Genomic DNA, 19,333 nt, shown 5'->3' on the forward strand with positions numbered 1-19,333 from the left:
CCTGCGATCCTTTTTTTATATTGTACCAGATTCTCGCGAAATCGTGCGGGTCAAACCAATCGCTAGCACAATAAGTAGAACACCGATCCCAAAAACCCAGTGTAGACCGCTATAAAGAATCTCCCGTAATTGCTCTAATAATGCGGTTGGCAGCTGGCGCGCAGCGGCTGGATCTACTAGCTGATTCATGACACTGCTATCATTGACTTGTGCCTGTGCTAAGCCTACGCTATTACTGGTGTTTAAAACGATACCGAAGACCGCTACCATGATGGTTTGCCCGATCGTTCGCAACAGGGTATTGAAAGAAGTCGCCACGCCGACTTGTGTGGGGCCAACGCTGGTTTGGGCAGTAACCGTACAAACCACCATCGTTGCCCCTAACCCGACGCCCGTAATAGAAGAAATCACCAAGAACAACCAGAATGAGGTCTGTGCCGGTGTCAAAAACAGCCACAAAGCACCGGTAGCCGTGATCAACAAGCTAACCGTCAAGACCCAGCTGACACTGTGCTGTGTCAACCAACGGCTGGCTAAGAAGGAACCAATCATCCATAAAATCGACAACGGTGCCAACACAAGCCCGCCAATCCCCGCACTCATGCCTAAGACCCCTTGCATCCACATTGGGATATAAACATCGATCCCCATCAAGAAGCCGCTAGCCAAAGCTGCTACGATATTGACCACCACAAATAATTTTGAGTGAAACAGCTTCAGATCAATAATCGGATCTGCTGCTTTTTTCTCCACCCGAATGAAGCCGATAAACGTAAGGACAGAAAAAACGAATAGCCCGATGACAGGCAGACTCACACCATAATCTCCCAGCAACTGGAAGCCTAGCAAGAGGCCTACTAGCGTCAACATCAACAAGAGACTGCCTGCATAATCAATGTTGACTGCAGCAAAGGCCTTTTTTTCTTCATGAAAATAAAACCAAATCAAAGCAATCAGCCCTAATCCGATGGGCACGTTGATAAAAAAGATCCAATGCCACCCAATCGTATCTACGATCAATCCACCAGCTAAAGGACCAACAACACTGGCGATCCCCCAAGCCGTACTATTGAGCCCTAAGACTTTCGCCCGCTTTTCAACGGGATACAGGTCCGCAATGATCGTTAGGGCAACGGGCATCATGGCCCCTGCGCCTAATCCTTGCAACGCTCTGGCAATGATCAACGTCAACATCGTGTTGGCCATCCCACAAAACGCCGACCCGATAATAAACAGCAACGTCCCAAATAAAAAGACTGGTTTGCGGCCGATATTATCGGCAAACTTGCCGTAGATCGGGGTCAACATCGCACTGGTCAAAAGATAGATCGAGAAGACCCAGTTCATGATCTCGATCCCTTTCAATGAACTGACGATGGTAGGCATCGCTGTCGTAATGATCGTTCCTTCGATCGCGGTCATAAACGTTGCGACAAAGACCGCAATGGTGACTAATTTTACATTGGTTCGCATATAACTCCTCCTTTTACTCCAAAAAAAAGAACCTCTATTGATAGTCATCAATAGAGGTCGCCTCTTTTAATCCTTCACACTTGCCAAAAGTGCCGCCACCTTGTCGGTGCGTTCCCATGGCAAATCGATATCTGTACGACCGAAATGTCCGTAAGCGGCAGTCTGACGATAAATCGGACGGCGCAAATCTAACATTTCAATAATTCCTGCTGGTCGCAAATCAAAGTTTTCCCGTACCGCTTGGATCAAGCGCTCGTTGCTGACGGTTCCTGTACCAAAAGTGTTGATGCTGATCGAAACGGGCTGTGCCACACCGATCGCATAGGCTAATTGTACTTCCACTTTTTTGGCTAGCTTTGCTGCTACGATGTTTTTGGCAATGTAGCGAGCCGCATAGCTGGCTGAACGGTCAACTTTGGTTGCGTCTTTTCCAGAAAACGCACCGCCGCCATGACGTGCATAGCCGCCATAAGTATCAACGATGATTTTTCTGCCAGTCAAACCGGCATCCCCTTGAGGACCGCCGATCACAAAACGACCAGTAGGATTGATATAATATTTTGTCTGCTCGTCTAAAAGATCGGCAGGGATCACTTCTTTGATCACTTTTTCGATGACATCACGGTGGATCGTTTCATTATCAGCCGCATCATCATGCTGGGTACTAATAACGACGGTGTCCACTCTTTGTGGTTGATCGTTATCATCATATTCAACGGTTACTTGTGATTTTGCATCTGGACGCAAGTAGCTTAGTTCGTTGTTTTTACGCAACTCTGCTAAGCGACGTACCAGCCGATGGCTCAACGCGATCGGTAAAGGCATCAATTCAGGTGTTTCATCAACAGCAAAACCAAACATCAAGCCTTGGTCGCCGGCACCGATATCTTCTTTATCCGTTTCTCCACGACTTTCTAAAGCATCGTCAACGCCTTGAGCGATATCTGGTGATTGCTCATCGATCGCTACCAAAACAGCAACCGTATCGCCGTCAAAGCCGAATTTTGCTCGTGTATAGCCGATTTCTTTGATGGTTTCTCGGACGACTTTTTGAATATCTACATAAGCAGAAGTAGAAATTTCTCCAAAGACTAAAACCAATCCGGTAGTAACTGACGTTTCGCAAGCGACCCGTGCCATTGGATCTTCGGCAAGCAACGCATCTAAGATGGCATCACTGATTTGGTCGGCTACTTTGTCTGGGTGTCCTTCTGAAACGGACTCTGATGTAAATAAGTGTTTCTCTGTCATTTTTGTATTCCCCCTAATATATGTTTCGGTTACAAGGCATCTTCGCAGCTGCGAATCCTTTCGGGAACTTGCAACGGACTGATTATAACAAATTTTGACTGCTCATGCTTGAGAAAATGATAAAAAGATCATTTTTGGGCAATAAAAAAACACTCTCAAGAGTGTTTGCATGATCCGTACGGGATTCGAACCCGTGTTACCGCCGTGAAAGGGCGGTGTCTTAACCGCTTGACCAACGGACCAGTTTAAAAATGTAATGGGCCTAAATGGACTCGAACCATCGACCTCACGCTTATCAGGCGTGCGCTCTAACCAGCTGAGCTATAGGCCCCAAATAAAAAATGCAAAGCGGGTGACGAGAATCGAACTCGCGACAACAGCTTGGAAGGCTGTAGTTTTACCACTAAACTACACCCGCATTCCTATGGCGCGGGACAGAATCGAACTGCCGACACATGGAGCTTCAATCCATTGCTCTACCAACTGAGCTACCGAGCCAAAAACAACGGTCTGGACGGGACTCGAACCCGCGACCTCCTGCGTGACAGGCAGGCATTCTAACCAACTGAACTACCAAACCAGAAGCTTTGTATTGCTGCTTTGCCGTTAAACAAAGCAATTGCGGGAGCAGGATTTGAACCTACGACCTTCGGGTTATGAGCCCGACGAGCTACCAGACTGCTCCATCCCGCGATAAGTAATTACTTTTCAGTAATTAAAAGACTGTGATTCTTTTGCTCGCAACAAAAGAGACAGTTAAGGAGGATAAGGGATTCGAACCCTTGCACGGTTTTACCCGCCTGACGGTTTTCAAGACCGTTCCCTTCAGCCGGACTTGGGTAATCCTCCAAAAGTAACAAATGATCCGTACGGGATTCGAACCCGTGTTACCGCCGTGAAAGGGCGGTGTCTTAACCACTTGACCAACGGACCAATAAAAAACGGAGAAGGAGGGATTTGAACCCTCGCGCCGGTTTCCCGACCTACACCCTTAGCAGGGGCGCCTCTTCAGCCACTTGAGTACTTCCCCAAATGTATGACTACATTTTGATGGGCCTAAATGGACTCGAACCATCGACCTCACGCTTATCAGGCGTGCGCTCTAACCAGCTGAGCTATAGGCCCCAAAAAATAAAAGCTAAAGCGGGTGACGAGAATCGAACTCGCGACAACAGCTTGGAAGGCTGTGGTTTTACCACTAAACTACACCCGCATGGCGGTCTGGACGGGACTCGAACCCGCGACCTCCTGCGTGACAGGCAGGCATTCTAACCAACTGAACTACCAAACCATATTTAGCTTTTATTGCGCTTTTGAAAACAAAAGCAATTGCGGGAGCAGGATTTGAACCTACGACCTTCGGGTTATGAGCCCGACGAGCTACCAGACTGCTCCATCCCGCGATAAGTAATTACTTTACAGTAATTAAAAGACTGTGATTCTTTTGCTCGCAACAAAAGAGACAGTTAAGGAGGATAAGGGATTCGAACCCTTGCACGGTTTTACCCGCCTGACGGTTTTCAAGACCGTTCCCTTCAGCCGGACTTGGGTAATCCTCCATAATAAAACAGATACAATGCCACAATGGACCTTGTAGGACTCGAACCTACGACCGGACGGTTATGAGCCGTCTGCTCTAACCAACTGAGCTAAAGGTCCAGGCTCTTAAAAATCGCGGCGGAGGGGATCGAACCCCCGACCTCCCGGGTATGAACCGGACGCTCTAGCCAGCTGAGCTACACCGCGTAAAAAAGAATCATTTATTCAAATGATATGGAGCCTAGCGGGATCGAACCGCTGACCTCCTGCGTGCAAAGCAGGCGCTCTCCCAGCTGAGCTAAGGCCCCTTTTGAAAAAGTATCGGGAAGACAGGATTCGAACCTGCGACCCCTTGGTCCCAAACCAAGTGCTCTACCAAGCTGAGCTACTTCCCGTTATTAAAAAGCGCGCCCAAGAGGAGTCGAACCCCTAACCTTTTGATCCGTAGTCAAACACTCTATCCAATTGAGCTATGGGCGCATATTATGAAATGCCGAGGACCGGAATCGAACCGGTACGGTGATCACTCACCGCAGGATTTTAAGTCCTGTGCGTCTGCCAGTTCCGCCACCCCGGCTGAAAATTGCTAAGGCAAAGCGGAAAACGGGGTTCGAACCCGCGACCCCCACCTTGGCAAGGTGGTGCTCTACCACTGAGCTATTTCCGCGTATTCCTGATGCCGGCTAAAGGACTTGAACCCTCGACCCTCTGATTACAAATCAGATGCTCTACCAACTGAGCTAAGCCGGCAATGAAGTGCGGGTGAAGGGACTTGAACCCCCACGCCCGAAGGCGCTAGATCCTAAATCTAGTGCGTCTGCCAATTCCGCCACACCCGCATAGGTTATTACTATGAGTCGTACAGGGCTCGAACCTGTGACCCTCTGATTAAAAGTCAGATGCTCTACCAACTGAGCTAACGACTCATATGGGGGTTAACGGGATCGAACCGCTGACCCTCTGCTTGTAAGGCAGATGCTCTCCCAGCTGAGCTAAACCCCCATAAGGTAAAAAAAACGCGTGGCGACGTCCTACTCTCACAAAGGGAAACCCTTCACTACAATCGGCGCTAAGAAGCTTAACTTCTGTGTTCGGCATGGTTACAGGTGTATCCTTCTTGCTATCGCCACCACACTATTCAATTGAGTAAGTTTTGCTCACTCAAAACTGGATCGAAGAATCAAAACTCTACGAGTTTACGTGCTTTTTTCTTTTTGGTTAAGTCCTCGATCGATTAGTATCAGTCCGCTCCAACCATCACTGGCCTTCCACTTCTGACCTATCTACCTGATCATCTCTCAGGGATCTTACTTTCTTAAAGAAATGGGAAATCTCATCTTGAGGTGGGCTTCACACTTAGATGCTTTCAGCGTTTATCCCTTCCCTACATAGCTACCCAGCGATGCCTCTGGCGAGACAACTGGTACACCAGCGGTAAGTCCATCCCGGTCCTCTCGTACTAAGGACAGCTCCTCTCAAATTTCCAACGCCCGCGACGGATAGGGACCGAACTGTCTCACGACGTTCTGAACCCAGCTCGCGTGCCGCTTTAATGGGCGAACAGCCCAACCCTTGGGACCGACTACAGCCCCAGGATGCGACGAGCCGACATCGAGGTGCCAAACCTCCCCGTCGATGTGGACTCTTGGGGGAGATAAGCCTGTTATCCCCAGGGTAGCTTTTATCCGTTGAGCGATGGCCCTTCCATGCGGAACCACCGGATCACTAAGCCCGACTTTCGTCCCTGCTCGAGTTGTAGCTCTCGCAGTCAAGCTCCCTTCTGCCTTTACACTCTTCGAATGATTTCCAACCATTCTGAGGGAACCTTTGGGCGCCTCCGTTACCTTTTAGGAGGCGACCGCCCCAGTCAAACTGCCCATCTGACACTGTCTCCCAGCCCGATAAGGGCTGCGGGTTAGAGTGGCCATAACGCAAGGGTAGTATCCCACCATTGCCTCCATCGAAACTGGCGTCCCGATCTCTACGGCTCCTACCTATCCTGTACATGCGGTACAGACACTCAATATCAAACTACAGTAAAGCTCCATGGGGTCTTTCCGTCCTGTCGCGGGTAACCTGCATCTTCACAGGTACTAAAATTTCACCGAGTCTCTCGTTGAGACAGTGCCCAAATCGTTACGCCTTTCGTGCGGGTCGGAACTTACCCGACAAGGAATTTCGCTACCTTAGGACCGTTATAGTTACGGCCGCCGTTTACTGGGGCTTCAATTCGTACCTTCGCTTACGCTAAGCACTCCTCTTAACCTTCCAGCACCGGGCAGGCGTCAGCCCCTATACGTCATCTTTCGATTTTGCAGAGACCTGTGTTTTTGATAAACAGTCGCTTGGGCCTATTCACTGCGGCTGCTCGTTAGAGCAGCACCCCTTCTCCCGAAGTTACGGGGTCATTTTGCCGAGTTCCTTAACGAGAGTTCTCTCGCTCACCTTAGGATTCTCTCCTCGACTACCTGTGTCGGTTTGCGGTACGGGCCGTTGTTTTCTCACTAGAAGCTTTTCTTGGCAGTGTGACATCAGAAGCTTCGGTACTATTATTTCCCTCCTCATCACAGCTTGTCCGTATAGGTAGAAGCATTTGACTCCTACCAAGACTTACTGCTTGAACAGACATATCCATCAGTCTGCACTTCTTAGCCTCCTGCGTCCCTCCATTGCTCAAACAAAAACAACGGGTACAGGAATATCAACCTGTTGTCCATCGCCTACGCCTGTCGGCCTCGGCTTAGGTCCCGACTAACCCTGGGCGGACGAGCCTTCCCCAGGAAACCTTAGTCATTCGGTGGACAGGATTCTCACCTGTCTTTCGCTACTCATACCGGCATTCTCACTTCTAAGCGCTCCAGCAGTCCTCACGATCTGCCTTCAACGCCCTTAGAACGCTCTCCTACCAATGCACCTAATGGTGCACTCCACAGCTTCGGTAAACTATTTAGCCCCGGTACATTTTCGGCGCAGGGTCACTCGACTAGTGAGCTATTACGCACTCTTTAAATGGTGGCTGCTTCTAAGCCAACATCCTAGTTGTCTGTGCAACCCCACATCCTTTTCCACTTAATAGTTATTTGGGGACCTTAGCTGGTGGTCTGGGCTGTTTCCCTTTCGACTATGGATCTTATCACTCACAGTCTGACTCCCGGATATGAATGAATGGCATTCGGAGTTTATCTGAATTCGGTAACCCGAGATGGGCCCCTAGTCCAAACAGTGCTCTACCTCCATCATTCTCAATTCCGAGGCTAGCCCTAAAGCTATTTCGGAGAGAACCAGCTATCTCCAAGTTCGTTTGGAATTTCTCCGCTACCCACACCTCATCCCCGCACTTTTCAACGTACGTGGGTTCGGTCCTCCAGTGCGTTTTACCGCACCTTCAACCTGGACATGGGTAGATCACATGGTTTCGGGTCTACGACAACATACTCATTCGCCCTATTCAGACTCGCTTTCGCTACGGCTCCGTCTCTTCAACTTAACCTCGCATGCTATCGTAACTCGCCGGTTCATTCTACAAAAGGCACGCTATCACCCATTAACGGGCTCTAACTTGTTGTAGGCACACGGTTTCAGGATCTATTTCACTCCCCTTCCGGGGTGCTTTTCACCTTTCCCTCACGGTACTGGTTCACTATCGGTCACTAGGGAGTATTTAGCCTTGGGAGATGGTCCTCCCGGATTCCGACGGAATTCCTCGTGTTCCGCCGTACTCAGGATCCTCCTAGGTGTTATCCAAATTTCGCCTACGGGGTTTTTACCCTCTTTGACATACTTTTCCAAGTATTTCGACTATCTGAATAGACTACCATATCGGAGTCCTACAACCCCAACAAGCAAGCTTGTTGGTTTGGGCTTTTCCCGTTTCGCTCGCCGCTACTCAGGGAATCGAATTTTCTTTCTCTTCCTGCAGGTACTTAGATGTTTCAGTTCTCTGCGTCTACCTCGACTGCGCTATGTATTCACGCAGACGTAACATCCTATAAAAGATGCTGGGTTCCCCCATTCGGAAATCTCTGGATCATAGCTTACTTACAGCTCCCCAAAGCATATCGGTGTTAGTCCCGTCCTTCATCGGCTCCTAGTGCCAAGGCATCCACCGTGCGCCCTTATTCACTTAACCTTTGACCTTACGGTCGGTTTTGAGTACTTCTTCTAGCGATAGAAGGTTGCTCAAGAAAATAAGCGTTGAACTTATTAAAAAACTCTTTTAACATTTCAACTCGGTGTGTGTTACTTGTTTTGATTATTTCTTCGATATCCAGTTTTCAATGAACAAAGTTTAACGACCATTGTCGTTAATGGAGCCTAGCGGGATCGAACCGCTGACCTCCTGCGTGCAAAGCAGGCGCTCTCCCAGCTGAGCTAAGGCCCCGGGTATTTACTTGAGAGTAGACCTCTCAAAACTGAACAAAGGCAAACGATGTGTAGTCTTCCGAAATATTCCTTAGAAAGGAGGTGATCCAGCCGCACCTTCCGATACGGCTACCTTGTTACGACTTCACCCCAATCATCTATCCCACCTTAGGCGGCTGGCTCCAAAAGGTTACCTCACCGACTTCGGGTGTTACAAACTCTCGTGGTGTGACGGGCGGTGTGTACAAGGCCCGGGAACGTATTCACCGCGGCGTGCTGATCCGCGATTACTAGCGATTCCGGCTTCATGTAGGCGAGTTGCAGCCTACAATCCGAACTGAGAGAAGCTTTAAGAGATTAGCTTAGCCTCGCGACTTCGCAACTCGTTGTACTTCCCATTGTAGCACGTGTGTAGCCCAGGTCATAAGGGGCATGATGATTTGACGTCATCCCCACCTTCCTCCGGTTTGTCACCGGCAGTCTCGCTAGAGTGCCCAACTTAATGATGGCAACTAACAATAAGGGTTGCGCTCGTTGCGGGACTTAACCCAACATCTCACGACACGAGCTGACGACAACCATGCACCACCTGTCACTTTGCCCCCGAAGGGGAAGCTCTATCTCTAGAGTGGTCAAAGGATGTCAAGACCTGGTAAGGTTCTTCGCGTTGCTTCGAATTAAACCACATGCTCCACCGCTTGTGCGGGCCCCCGTCAATTCCTTTGAGTTTCAACCTTGCGGTCGTACTCCCCAGGCGGAGTGCTTAATGCGTTTGCTGCAGCACTGAAGGGCGGAAACCCTCCAACACTTAGCACTCATCGTTTACGGCGTGGACTACCAGGGTATCTAATCCTGTTCGCTCCCCACGCTTTCGAGCCTCAGCGTCAGTTACAGACCAGAGAGCCGCCTTCGCCACTGGTGTTCCTCCATATATCTACGCATTTCACCGCTACACATGGAATTCCACTCTCCTCTTCTGCACTCAAGTCTCCCAGTTTCCAATGACCCTCCCCGGTTGAGCCGGGGGCTTTCACATCAGACTTAAGAAACCGCCTGCGCTCGCTTTACGCCCAATAAATCCGGACAACGCTTGCCACCTACGTATTACCGCGGCTGCTGGCACGTAGTTAGCCGTGGCTTTCTGGTTAGATACCGTCAAGGGATGAACATTTTACTCTCATCCTTGTTCTTCTCTAACAACAGAGTTTTACGATCCGAAAACCTTCTTCACTCACGCGGCGTTGCTCGGTCAGACTTTCGTCCATTGCCGAAGATTCCCTACTGCTGCCTCCCGTAGGAGTCTGGGCCGTGTCTCAGTCCCAGTGTGGCCGATCACCCTCTCAGGTCGGCTATGCATCGTTGCCTTGGTGAGCCGTTACCTCACCAACTAGCTAATGCACCGCGGGTCCATCCATCAGTGACGCAAAAGCGCCTTTCAACTTTCTTCCATGCGGAAAATAGTGTTATACGGTATTAGCACCTGTTTCCAAGTGTTATCCCCTTCTGATGGGCAGGTTACCCACGTGTTACTCACCCGTTCGCCACTCTTTTTCTTTCGGTGGAGCAAGCTCCGGTGAAAGAAAAAGCGTTCGACTTGCATGTATTAGGCACGCCGCCAGCGTTCGTCCTGAGCCAGGATCAAACTCTCATAATGATTTGTTTGAATGACCATACGGTCATTAAGCTCATAAAAATTAACTTTGCTAGCTATTGCTTGCATGTATTTGTTTCAATAAATTGAAACGTCCTACACATTGGTTCGTTTGCTTGCTTTGTTCAGTTTTCAAAGGTCTACCGTGCTGTGTTAGCAACTTTTATATCATATCAGAGCGACATTTGATTGTCAACTCTTTTTTAAAAGTTTTTTTTCGCTCGTTGTTTTTCAACTTCGTAGCGGCTGTCTCAGCGACTTTATTAGATTAACAAATGATTTGTTATTTGTCAACAACTTTTTTTAATTAATTTTGTTGATGTATCAACATCAATTAACTGTTTTAAAATTGCGACTTCGTTATAATATCATCTGTCGAGCTATGCGTCAACTACTTTTTTCAATTCTTTTTAGGAATTCATTTAGTCATTTGGCACATGTAATAATATACCAACTAAATCCCTTGCGGTCAATCATTTTCTATGGCTTTTTTCAATTTTTAAAAACCCGTCTAATCGCATTGGATCCAGCTTTTATCGTTCGCATTTAATCCGTTTTCTGGCAACTATCGTGGCGTTTTCCCCTCTAATTCCTCGCTGTTTTTCTCCCTGATCCAGCAGACAAGAAAAAAAGCCGCCCATCTCTTGCGAGTGGACGGAGTTTTTTTATCTCATTGTCGGGAATAATAAAACGTCGCGAATCGATTGCGCATCTGTCAACAGCATCACTAAGCGATCGATCCCGATCCCTAATCCACCAGTTGGCGGCATACCGTATTCAAGTGCTTCTAAGAAATCTTCATCCACCCCATGGGCTTCATCATTTCCTGCTTCGCGCTCTTTTTCTTGCCCTTCAAAACGTTCTCTTTGATCGATTGGATCATTTAGTTCCGTGAAGGCATTCGCAAATTCACGACCAACGATAAATAATTCAAAGCGGTCGGTAAAGCGTTCATCTTCTGGATTCTTTTTCGCTAATGGCGAAACTTCCACTGGATGACCGAAGACAAAGGTTGGCTGCTGTAACGTTTCTTCAACAAATGTCTCAAAGAATTCATTGATGATATGACCAACAGTCATGGCATCATTGATTTCAACATGATGTTCTTTCGCTAAGCTGCGGGCTTCTTCAACGGACATTGGTTGCCAGAAATCAACACCTGTTTGATTTTTGATTGCATCGACCATATGGATTCGTGCAAAGTCGCTAGCTAGATCGACTTCTTGCCCATCGTATTGGATCGTTGCCGTGTGCAAGACTTTTTCAGCAGCATTACGGATAATGCCTTCGGTCAGATCCATCACATCTTTGAAATCTGTATATGCAGTATACGCTTCTAACATCGTAAACTCAGGATTATGGGTCGTATCGATCCCTTCATTTCGGAAAACGCGGCCGATCTCATAGACTTTTTCCATGCCACCCACGATCAATCGTTTTAAGTGAAGCTCAAGAGCGATCCGTAAATACAGATCCATGTCTAAGGCATTGTGGTGGGTAATGAAGGGACGAGCCGCTGCACCACCTGCTTGATTATGCAATACTGGCGTTTCGACTTCGATATACCCATGACCGTCAAGGTAACGACGAATTTCGCTGATGATTTGGCTTCGTTTCATGAAACGATCAAAGCTTTCTTTATTACTGATCAAATCCAAGTAACGTTGACGGTAGCGTTGTTCTACGTTCGTCAAGCCATGGTATTTGTCAGGCAATGGACGCAATGCTTTTGATAAGATCACGATTTCTTTGGCTTTGATGGTCACTTCACCGGTATCGGTCTTCATGATTTCACCAGATACGCCGAAGAAATCACCTAAGTCTGCGTGTTTGAATACTTCGTAAGGTTCATCCCCTACTTGGTCTTTACGTACATATATTTGAATACGGCCTTCGCGGTCTTGTAAATGCGCAAAACCAGCCTTACCTTTTCCACGTTTTGTAACGATTCTTCCTGCAATGCTTGCTGAAAGATTCATTTCGGCTAATTCTTCTTTGATTCTTTGATCAAATAACTCATGTAACTCGGCAGAATTATGGGTGCGTTCGAATCGCTTGCCAAAAGGATCAATGCCTTCTTCCCGTAGTTTTTCCATCTTTTCACGGCGAACCAACATTTGATCATTCAATTCTTCTTGTGTTTGTCGTTCCTCTGTCACGAGTTTTCCTCCATTCTTAACTTGGGTTTCCTTCTTATAATGCCAATGATGACACAAAAAATCAAGCCGAACTTTCGAATCGACTTGATTTGTTTCTTATTCCTTAAGAGTTGCTAGCGGCTGTTTTTCGGTCTTTTCCACAAATGCATCTAATAAATCAAAAATCGTCTGCTTATCTTCCGCTTGGTTGATAGCTGCCTTCACTTTGGCTGCCCGCGAAATACCTTTTAAGTAGTACGCAGCATGTTGACGAAATTCTCGCGAAGCGATTTTTTCCCCTTTTAGATCAGCCAAACGTTCTAAATGAAGTTTCGCTGTCGAAATTTTTTCTCGCGGTGTTGGTTCTGGCAATAACTCGCCTGTCTCCAAGTATTGCTTGGTGCGGTGGATCATCCATGGATTGCCTAACGCTGCCCGTCCGATCATCACTGCATCTGCACCGACTTCTTCCAACATTCGCTTGGCATCTTCAGGGGTTTTGACATCACCGTTGCCCATAAAGGGAATCGTGATACTTTGCTTCACTTGTTTCAACACGTCCCAATCTGCCGATCCTTCATACATCTGTACACGGGTTCTGCCATGCATACCGATCGCTGCGGCACCCGCTGCTTCTGCGGCTTGGGCATTTTCAACCGCAAAGACGTGCTGCTCATCCCAACCGATCCGCATTTTGACGGTAACGGGCTTGTCGATCGCACTGGAAACAGCATGGACCATTTCATAAACCTTGTCGGGATCTAAAAGCCACTTCGCACCAGCTTCTGCTTTGATGATTTTGTTTACAGGACACCCCATGTTGATATCAATGATATCGGCAGTTGTGTTTTCTGCGACAAATTGCGCTGCTTCTACTAAGGATGCTTTATTCCCACCAAAAATCTGAATACTAAGAGGATGCTCGGTCTCGTCAATAAATAGCATCTCAAGGGTCTTCTTGTTCCGCAGTTGAATCCCTCGATCGCTGATCATCTCACAGACGACTAAACCCGCACCAAATTCTTTGACTGTCACACGAAACGCAGAATTGGTGATCCCTGCCATTGGCGCAACGACGACGCGGTTAGGAATCTCAACCGAGCCGATCTGCCATGTCTGTCTATCTTTCACTTACGCTTCCGCCTCTTTCTTCAATGTCGCCAATTCCGTTTCATCAAAATGATACTTGTTGCCACAAAACGAGCAGACTGCCTCTGCCCCGTGGTCTTCATCGATCATCGCTTGGATCTCATCAGCCCCCAAGGTAATGATCGCCGTCGCAAATTTTTCTTTCGTGCAATCACAATGGAACTGGACGGGCATTTTTTCTAGTACTTCGATCGTCGTATCTGGCAACAATGTCGCTAAGATCTCTTCTGGTGATTGTCCTTCATCGATCAAGGTTGATACTCGAGGCAATTCTCCCAAACGTTTTTCGATGGCATCAATGATCTCTTCATTAGCACCAGGCATGATCTGCAGCATAAACCCACCGGCTGCCCGAATCGAATCATCGGTTTCTACTAATACACTCAGACCAACAGCAGAAGGAATCTGTTCTGACACTGCTAAATAATAAGTAAAGTCTTCCCCAAGCTCCCCAGAGACGATCGGTATTTGTCCAGAGAAGGGTTCTTTTAGCCCTAAGTCTTTGATCACGGTAAAAATCCCTTGGTCACCCACTGCGCCCCGAACATCCAATTTTCCTTGAGGGTTCAACGGCAGACTGATCTGCGGATTTTTTATGTATCCTTTTACGTCCCCACGGCCATTGCTGTCTACGACGATTGCCCCAGCAGGACCATTTCCTTGAATTTTGACGGTCAATTTGTCTTCCCCTTTTAAGGTACTGCCTAATAACAAACTTCCCACCATCGCTCGCCCTAAAGCAGCGGATGCAGTATTCCATGTTTCATGGCGTCGTTGTGCTTCGGCGATCGTTTCTGTTGCCGATACGGCGTATGCTCGGACGAAGCCGTCATATGCTAGTGCTTTTACTAAATAATCCTTCATCTTGATTCTCCTTTTTATTCATTAATGAATCATACTAGGAAGCGCCGCTTTTTTCAACTGAATGTGTTTGAATTTAAGGAAAGTCTTCTTAAATAGAAACAAAAAGGCACCGAGTTTCCTCGGTGCCTTGATACGTCTTATTTTAGGCGTTATCATCTTTGTTTTCTTGATCAGTCGGTTGGCTTTCGCTATTGCGGCGAACATCTTCCAATTGTTGATCAAAATCGTTTGATGGTGCATCTTCGCTGTGTTTTTCTGCAGCTTGCTTCTCTGCATCTTTTTCTTCCAGCGCACGTTTCGCTTCTTCAAACGTTTGGGCTTTTTCGCTAGGATACTCAGAGCTTTCGGTTCCTTCAGGCATTTTGCCTTCTTCAAACAAGGATTTGATTGCTTTGGCATCTAATGTTTCATGTTCAAGCAGTTTTTCAGCGATCAATTTGTGCTGCGCACGGTGTTCTTCAATGATTTCATGGGCTTTTTGATGGGCATCCATTAAAATCTTGCGAACTTCTTGATCGATTTCAAAGGCAACTTGTTCAGAGTAAGCTTTTGTTTGACCATAATCACGACCGACAAAGACTTGATGGTTTCCTTCATATTGAACTGGACCTAATTTGTCGCTCATTCCATATTCTGTCACCATGCTTCTTGCAAGCGCAGTTGCTTGTTCAAAGTCATTAGAAGCACCCGTTGATTGTACCCCGAAGATGATTTCTTCAGCCGTACGTCCACCAAGCAACCCAACGATTTGCTCAAACATATCTTCTTTGGTCATCAAGAATTGATCTTCTTTCGGCAAGGCGATCATGTAACCACCCGCACGTCCCCGAGGAATGATCGTTACTTTGTGTACCACACGGGCACGACTCAAGACTAAACCAACAATGGTATGTCCTGCTTCATGGTAAGCAACCATTTCACGTTCGCGTTTGTTGATGACCCGATCTTTCTTCGCAGGACCAGCGATCACGCGGTCTTCTGCTTCATCGATATCTGAAGCATCGATTTTTTTCTTGTTACGACGAGCAGCAACTAAGGCCGCTTCGTTCAAGACGTTTTCCAGATCCGCACCGGCAAAGCCTGGTGTTTGTTGGGCAACGACTTTCAAATCAACATCATCTGATAATGGTTTGTTGCGGGCATGGACACGGAGGATCGCTTCACGACCTTTCACGTCTGGACGACCAACCAAAATCTGACGGTCAAAACGACCTGGACGCAGCAACGCTGGATCTAGAACATCCGAACGGTTCGTTGCGGCAATGACGATCACGCCTTCATTCCCATCAAAACCATCCATCTCAACCAATAATTGGTTCAATGTTTGTTCCCGTTCATCATGCCCGCCACCCATACCGGCACCACGTTGGCGACCGACGGCATCGATTTCATCGATAAAGATGATGGCTGGTGCATTTTTCTTCGCTGTTTCAAATAAGTCACGCACCCGGCTTGCACCGACACCGACAAACATTTCAACGAAATCTGAACCAGAGATCGAGTAAAACGGTACGCCAGCTTCACCAGCAACGGCTTTGGCTAGTAATGTTTTCCCGGTTCCTGGAGGCCCCTCAAGTAAGACACCTGCTGGGATACGAGCACCTAATTCAACGAAACGTCGAGGATCTTTCAAGAATTCCACGACTTCGACAAGCTCTTGTTTTTCTTCTTCTGCACCGGCTACGTCTGAAAAACGTACGCGATTGGCTTTTTTATCCGCTTCTTTGGCTTTTGATTTGCCAAAGTTCATCACACGGCCGCCACCGCCACCGCCGCCACCTTGTTGGCTCATCATCATGTAGAAGAAGAAAATGATGATCACAAGTGGTAAGAAGCTAACCAAAAGCGATAACCAAATGCCGCTGTTGGATTCTTCTTCGATCGTGGTTTTGACCCCTTCTGCCGAGGCCAAACTGGTGACTTCGCTTAGTGTGGAATCATTCGGTAAAATGATCGTTGAAAAGCGGGTCGAACTCGCCTGTGTATTACCTAAAACAGACAAGCTGTTGTCATTGCTGACGGTTTGTTCTTCATTGTATTCACCCACGATTCGATACACACCGTTAGCGGGTTGAACAGTAAACTGTTTGATCTTCCCGTCTTTCAGCTGCTCTGTAAACGTGGAGTACTCGATCGTTGGGGTCTGCTGATTGCCATTTCCAAAAATGAAATATACGACCATGACCATCGCCAACAAGACAAGTACATAATATAAGGTATTTTTTACCATACCGTTATTTTTCTTATTCATGCGTACCTCCCTGGCTATTTTGTTTTATCAATCCTGACCATTTAATTGTATCACAATTGATTTAGAACAGTCACTAATTTGACTGATAAACACTAGGTTTTAAGACGCCAACGTAAGGTAAGTTTCGATATTGCTCTGCATAGTCCAGTCCATATCCAACAACAAACTCATTTGGCACATCGAAGCCGACATAATCTGCATCGATCTCAACGACACGACCTTCTGGCTTATCTAATAACGTTACGATTTTCACTGATTTCGCTTTACGGTATTTGAATAGATCCACCAGATAAGCCAATGTGCGACCGCTGTCAATGATGTCTTCAACGATCAAGAGATCACGGCCCTCAACATTTGTATCTAAATCTTTGATGATCTTGACTTCCCCAGATGAAATCATGGCATTGCCATAACTTGAGACATCCATGAAGTCTAACTCCAAGTAACAATCCATCTCACGAACGATGTCTGCCATGAAAGGAACGGCACCTTTCAGCACACCTACGACTAGAGGATTTTTATCCGCATAAGCCGCCGTTAATTCTTGACCAAGTTCCACACAACGATTTTTGATTTCGTCACGGGAAATCAAAATTTTCTCAATATCTTTATCTAGCATAAAGTTCTCCTTCCAACTCTTACTCCTGGTATTTATAAAGAAGTATGTAGTGTATTTTATCAGTTTCTGGCGCAATACTCAAATAGGAAAATGTATGAGGTAGTAAGGCAATCACCTCTTTTTCAAGGTTTGTGACGACCCAACTTTTTTCTCGCACTTCATTAGGAATTTTTGAATCGATAAAAAAACGACTGATCTTTTTGGTCAGACCACGCGCCAAGCGGATTCGGTCTCCCGGCTGGCGCTTACGCACCACCAGCTCAGAGGAATAGTTTAGCGGTAAATCTTGGGAAAACTCTGACCAATTTGTGATTTTTTTGGGAATATGCTGTTCATTTATCGGGAAATACCCAATCCATTCCTTTTCAGAAAGATAGATCCCCTCCCCTAAAACCAGTCGCTGACTGACTTCTGTCAACGGCGCTGCAGGCTTTTGGGGAACAGTAACAGGTTCCAATAACAATTGGTCATAACTGCGCCGCAGCTGCCACTGTTTGTGCAACGCCAATTGCCATTGCCCTTTCTTTTCATCCAGCAAACGCAATACCTGCGGCAGCTGTTTTTGATTGAGGGGCTGCTTCGTAAAAGCCTCTGCTTGCTGTAAAAAACCCGCATAGAAAAAATAGCGTTGCGCTGGCGAAAATGTCGGCAGCTGCTGCAGATCGATCACTAAGCGAGCAGCTTGCTGTTGAACGAACGCAGACAACCATTGCTGCTGCTCTTGTTGGATCAGCTGATTGGCGAACTGTACTTCTTCAGAAAGCTGTTGAAAATGCGGCAGCAGCTGCGGATTTTCCACTTTTAAGGCTGGCACTACTTGCTGGCGTAGTCGGTTTCGCAAATACAGCGGTTCGTGATTGCTTTCGTCTTCAAAGTAGGGAATCTGCTGTGCTTGCGCATAGTCGTAAATCGCTGCCTTGCTGACAGTAAGCAGTGGACGCAACAAGATCCCTGTGTGAAAAGGCTGCTGCTGTTTCATCCCGCCAGCCGATCGCAAGCGACCTTCTCGCATCATCTTCATCAACATCGTTTCTACTTGGTCATCACTGTGGTGAGCAGTCAGCAAAACATCATAGCCTTCTTGAGACATGACGTCGGCAAAAAATGTATAGCGAAAGTTTCGAGCGCTAGCTTCTACGCCGGTTTCTGGCGGATTTTCCCAGCACCGTTCATAAAAAGGAATACCGCGTTCTTGGCAGTACTGCCGTAAAAAAGCCGCTTCCTTGGCAGATGCTGGACGCAATTGATGGTTCACATGTGCCACACCAAAACATGGCTCTTTTTGCATTTCAGGAAACAACTGACAAAAGCTCTGCAACAAGACCATCGAATCGACGCCCGTCGATACCGCCAGCAAAAAGCGGCGTTTTTTTTCAGGATCGATGGCAGTGAGTTGCCCTCGAACGGTTTGAATGACCATCGTTTGACCTCCTTCTCATTTGGTAATCCCACAAGAAAGAAAGCTGAAACAAAACGAACCAACAGTTTTGTTCCAGCTTTTTCCAACTTGCTATTCATGTTTAGTTACGGCGTCCGCCGCGGCCACCGCGTTTTCCTTCTGTATTTCGACGTAATGACGAAAGACGATCATCACTATCTTTTAGAAAAGAACTCATCAATGAATCGAAGTCTTGTTTATTTACATTCGTATTTTGATTGCGTGAAAAAGATTTTTTCGGATTTGGTCGATTGAATTCTTTTTTCGGGTATTCACGTTTTTCTTCCGGTTTATCTTCTGCTTTGCGGATCGATAGGCCGATTTTTCCATCGTTGCCGATTGCCGTAACAAGTACTGTCACTTCATCCCCAACAGACAACACGTCGTGAATGTCTTTGACGAATCCGTTTGATACTTCACTGATATGCACCAAACCAGTTTTCCCTTCACCAAGATCAATGAACGCACCAAAATTTGTAATACCAGACACTTTGCCCTTTAGTTTCGCTCCAACTTCGATTGACATATAAAAAATGTTCCTCCTAATTTTTACCCATTTAAAATAATTCAAACTACTGCGCTGAGTAGGTATGACATT

General features: G+C 47.0%; 9 protein-coding genes, 26 tRNA genes, 3 rRNA genes and 1 riboswitch. All 38 genes read right to left on the reverse strand.

The window, feature by feature from the left end:
• Positions 1–15: 15 nt before the first annotated feature.
• On the reverse strand, positions 16–1,473 hold the full coding sequence (locus IGJ44_RS15485) for an MDR family MFS transporter (protein ID WP_074536216.1): 1,458 nt from the start codon (positions 1,471–1,473) through the stop codon (positions 16–18).
• A 66-nt stretch (positions 1,474–1,539) separates the two neighbouring features.
• Entirely contained in the window at positions 1,540–2,724 is a 1,185-nt protein-coding gene (gene metK, locus IGJ44_RS15490) for a methionine adenosyltransferase (protein WP_005233362.1), read from the reverse strand.
• Positions 2,722–2,803: riboswitch (SMK box riboswitch) on the reverse strand. (Overlaps the previous gene by 3 nt.)
• 91 nt (positions 2,804–2,894) lie before the next feature.
• Positions 2,895–2,966 (reverse strand) — tRNA-Glu (locus tag IGJ44_RS15495).
• A 15-nt stretch (positions 2,967–2,981) separates the two neighbouring features.
• Positions 2,982–3,055, reverse strand: a tRNA-Ile gene (locus tag IGJ44_RS15500).
• Positions 3,056–3,071: 16 nt separating this feature from the next.
• Positions 3,072–3,142, reverse strand: a tRNA-Gly gene (locus tag IGJ44_RS15505).
• Between the two features lie 7 nt (positions 3,143–3,149).
• Positions 3,150–3,222, reverse strand: a tRNA-Phe gene (locus IGJ44_RS15510).
• Between the two features lie 8 nt (positions 3,223–3,230).
• Positions 3,231–3,304: transfer RNA gene (locus tag IGJ44_RS15515), tRNA-Asp, on the reverse strand.
• Positions 3,305–3,343: 39 nt separating this feature from the next.
• Positions 3,344–3,417: transfer RNA gene (locus IGJ44_RS15520), tRNA-Met, on the reverse strand.
• Between the two features lie 66 nt (positions 3,418–3,483).
• Positions 3,484–3,573, reverse strand: a tRNA-Ser gene (locus tag IGJ44_RS15525).
• A 12-nt stretch (positions 3,574–3,585) separates the two neighbouring features.
• Positions 3,586–3,657: transfer RNA gene (locus IGJ44_RS15530), tRNA-Glu, on the reverse strand.
• Between the two features lie 9 nt (positions 3,658–3,666).
• A tRNA-Ser gene (locus IGJ44_RS15535) sits at positions 3,667–3,754 on the reverse strand.
• 21 nt (positions 3,755–3,775) lie between these two features.
• Positions 3,776–3,849: transfer RNA gene (locus IGJ44_RS15540), tRNA-Ile, on the reverse strand.
• 17 nt (positions 3,850–3,866) lie between these two features.
• Positions 3,867–3,937: transfer RNA gene (locus tag IGJ44_RS15545), tRNA-Gly, on the reverse strand.
• Between the two features lies 1 nt (position 3,938).
• Positions 3,939–4,015, reverse strand: a tRNA-Asp gene (locus tag IGJ44_RS15550).
• A gap of 38 nt (positions 4,016–4,053) precedes the next feature.
• Positions 4,054–4,127, reverse strand: a tRNA-Met gene (locus IGJ44_RS15555).
• A gap of 66 nt (positions 4,128–4,193) precedes the next feature.
• A tRNA-Ser gene (locus IGJ44_RS15560) sits at positions 4,194–4,283 on the reverse strand.
• Between the two features lie 26 nt (positions 4,284–4,309).
• Positions 4,310–4,383: transfer RNA gene (locus IGJ44_RS15565), tRNA-Ile, on the reverse strand.
• Positions 4,384–4,396: 13 nt separating this feature from the next.
• Positions 4,397–4,470 (reverse strand) — tRNA-Met (locus tag IGJ44_RS15570).
• A gap of 28 nt (positions 4,471–4,498) precedes the next feature.
• Positions 4,499–4,571 (reverse strand) — tRNA-Ala (locus IGJ44_RS15575).
• Positions 4,572–4,584: 13 nt separating this feature from the next.
• Positions 4,585–4,658, reverse strand: a tRNA-Pro gene (locus tag IGJ44_RS15580).
• An 11-nt stretch (positions 4,659–4,669) separates the two neighbouring features.
• Positions 4,670–4,743, reverse strand: a tRNA-Arg gene (locus IGJ44_RS15585).
• Positions 4,744–4,754: 11 nt separating this feature from the next.
• Positions 4,755–4,840 (reverse strand) — tRNA-Leu (locus tag IGJ44_RS15590).
• Between the two features lie 18 nt (positions 4,841–4,858).
• Positions 4,859–4,930: transfer RNA gene (locus IGJ44_RS15595), tRNA-Gly, on the reverse strand.
• A gap of 10 nt (positions 4,931–4,940) precedes the next feature.
• Positions 4,941–5,013 (reverse strand) — tRNA-Thr (locus IGJ44_RS15600).
• A 7-nt stretch (positions 5,014–5,020) separates the two neighbouring features.
• A tRNA-Leu gene (locus IGJ44_RS15605) sits at positions 5,021–5,102 on the reverse strand.
• A gap of 14 nt (positions 5,103–5,116) precedes the next feature.
• Positions 5,117–5,189 (reverse strand) — tRNA-Lys (locus tag IGJ44_RS15610).
• 3 nt (positions 5,190–5,192) lie between these two features.
• A tRNA-Val gene (locus IGJ44_RS15615) sits at positions 5,193–5,265 on the reverse strand.
• A 16-nt stretch (positions 5,266–5,281) separates the two neighbouring features.
• Positions 5,282–5,397, reverse strand: a 5S ribosomal RNA gene (rrf, locus tag IGJ44_RS15620).
• Positions 5,398–5,477: 80 nt separating this feature from the next.
• Positions 5,478–8,392 (reverse strand): 23S ribosomal RNA (locus tag IGJ44_RS15625).
• Between the two features lie 179 nt (positions 8,393–8,571).
• Positions 8,572–8,644: transfer RNA gene (locus IGJ44_RS15630), tRNA-Ala, on the reverse strand.
• A 76-nt stretch (positions 8,645–8,720) separates the two neighbouring features.
• Positions 8,721–10,279, reverse strand: a 16S ribosomal RNA gene (locus tag IGJ44_RS15635).
• The 16S, 23S and 5S rRNA genes sit together here with 26 tRNA genes alongside, the layout of an rRNA operon.
• A 662-nt stretch (positions 10,280–10,941) precedes the next feature.
• Positions 10,942–12,435: a lysine--tRNA ligase gene (lysS, locus tag IGJ44_RS15640; RefSeq protein WP_430605935.1), complete on the reverse strand. Its 1,494-nt coding sequence runs from the start codon at positions 12,433–12,435 to the stop codon at positions 10,942–10,944.
• 96 nt (positions 12,436–12,531) lie between these two features.
• Positions 12,532–13,545: a tRNA dihydrouridine synthase DusB gene (dusB, locus tag IGJ44_RS15645; protein WP_005230757.1), complete on the reverse strand. Its 1,014-nt coding sequence runs from the start codon at positions 13,543–13,545 to the stop codon at positions 12,532–12,534.
• Positions 13,546–14,427, reverse strand: coding sequence for an Hsp33 family molecular chaperone HslO (gene hslO, locus IGJ44_RS15650; RefSeq protein ID WP_430605936.1), 882 nt, complete (start codon positions 14,425–14,427; stop codon positions 13,546–13,548). It abuts the gene before it with no gap.
• A 142-nt stretch (positions 14,428–14,569) separates the two neighbouring features.
• On the reverse strand, positions 14,570–16,678 hold the full coding sequence (gene ftsH, locus IGJ44_RS15655; RefSeq protein ID WP_010749000.1) for an ATP-dependent zinc metalloprotease FtsH: 2,109 nt from the start codon (positions 16,676–16,678) through the stop codon (positions 14,570–14,572).
• 73 nt (positions 16,679–16,751) lie between these two features.
• Positions 16,752–17,297 (reverse strand): hypoxanthine phosphoribosyltransferase, encoded by a 546-nt coding sequence (gene hpt, locus IGJ44_RS15660; RefSeq protein ID WP_005230750.1) that lies wholly within the window; start codon positions 17,295–17,297, stop codon positions 16,752–16,754.
• Positions 17,298–17,316: 19 nt separating this feature from the next.
• A complete protein-coding gene (tilS, locus tag IGJ44_RS15665; RefSeq protein WP_074536493.1) occupies positions 17,317–18,717 on the reverse strand; it encodes a tRNA lysidine(34) synthetase TilS in 1,401 nt (466 codons plus the stop codon).
• Between the two features lie 100 nt (positions 18,718–18,817).
• A complete protein-coding gene (locus tag IGJ44_RS15670; RefSeq protein WP_010748998.1) occupies positions 18,818–19,261 on the reverse strand; it encodes a S1 domain-containing RNA-binding protein in 444 nt (147 codons plus the stop codon).
• Positions 19,262–19,333 lie beyond the last annotated feature (72 nt).

The organism is Enterococcus sp. DIV1368d (assembly GCF_050542975.1).
GTDB lineage: Bacteria > Bacillota > Bacilli > Lactobacillales > Enterococcaceae > Enterococcus_D > Enterococcus_D casseliflavus.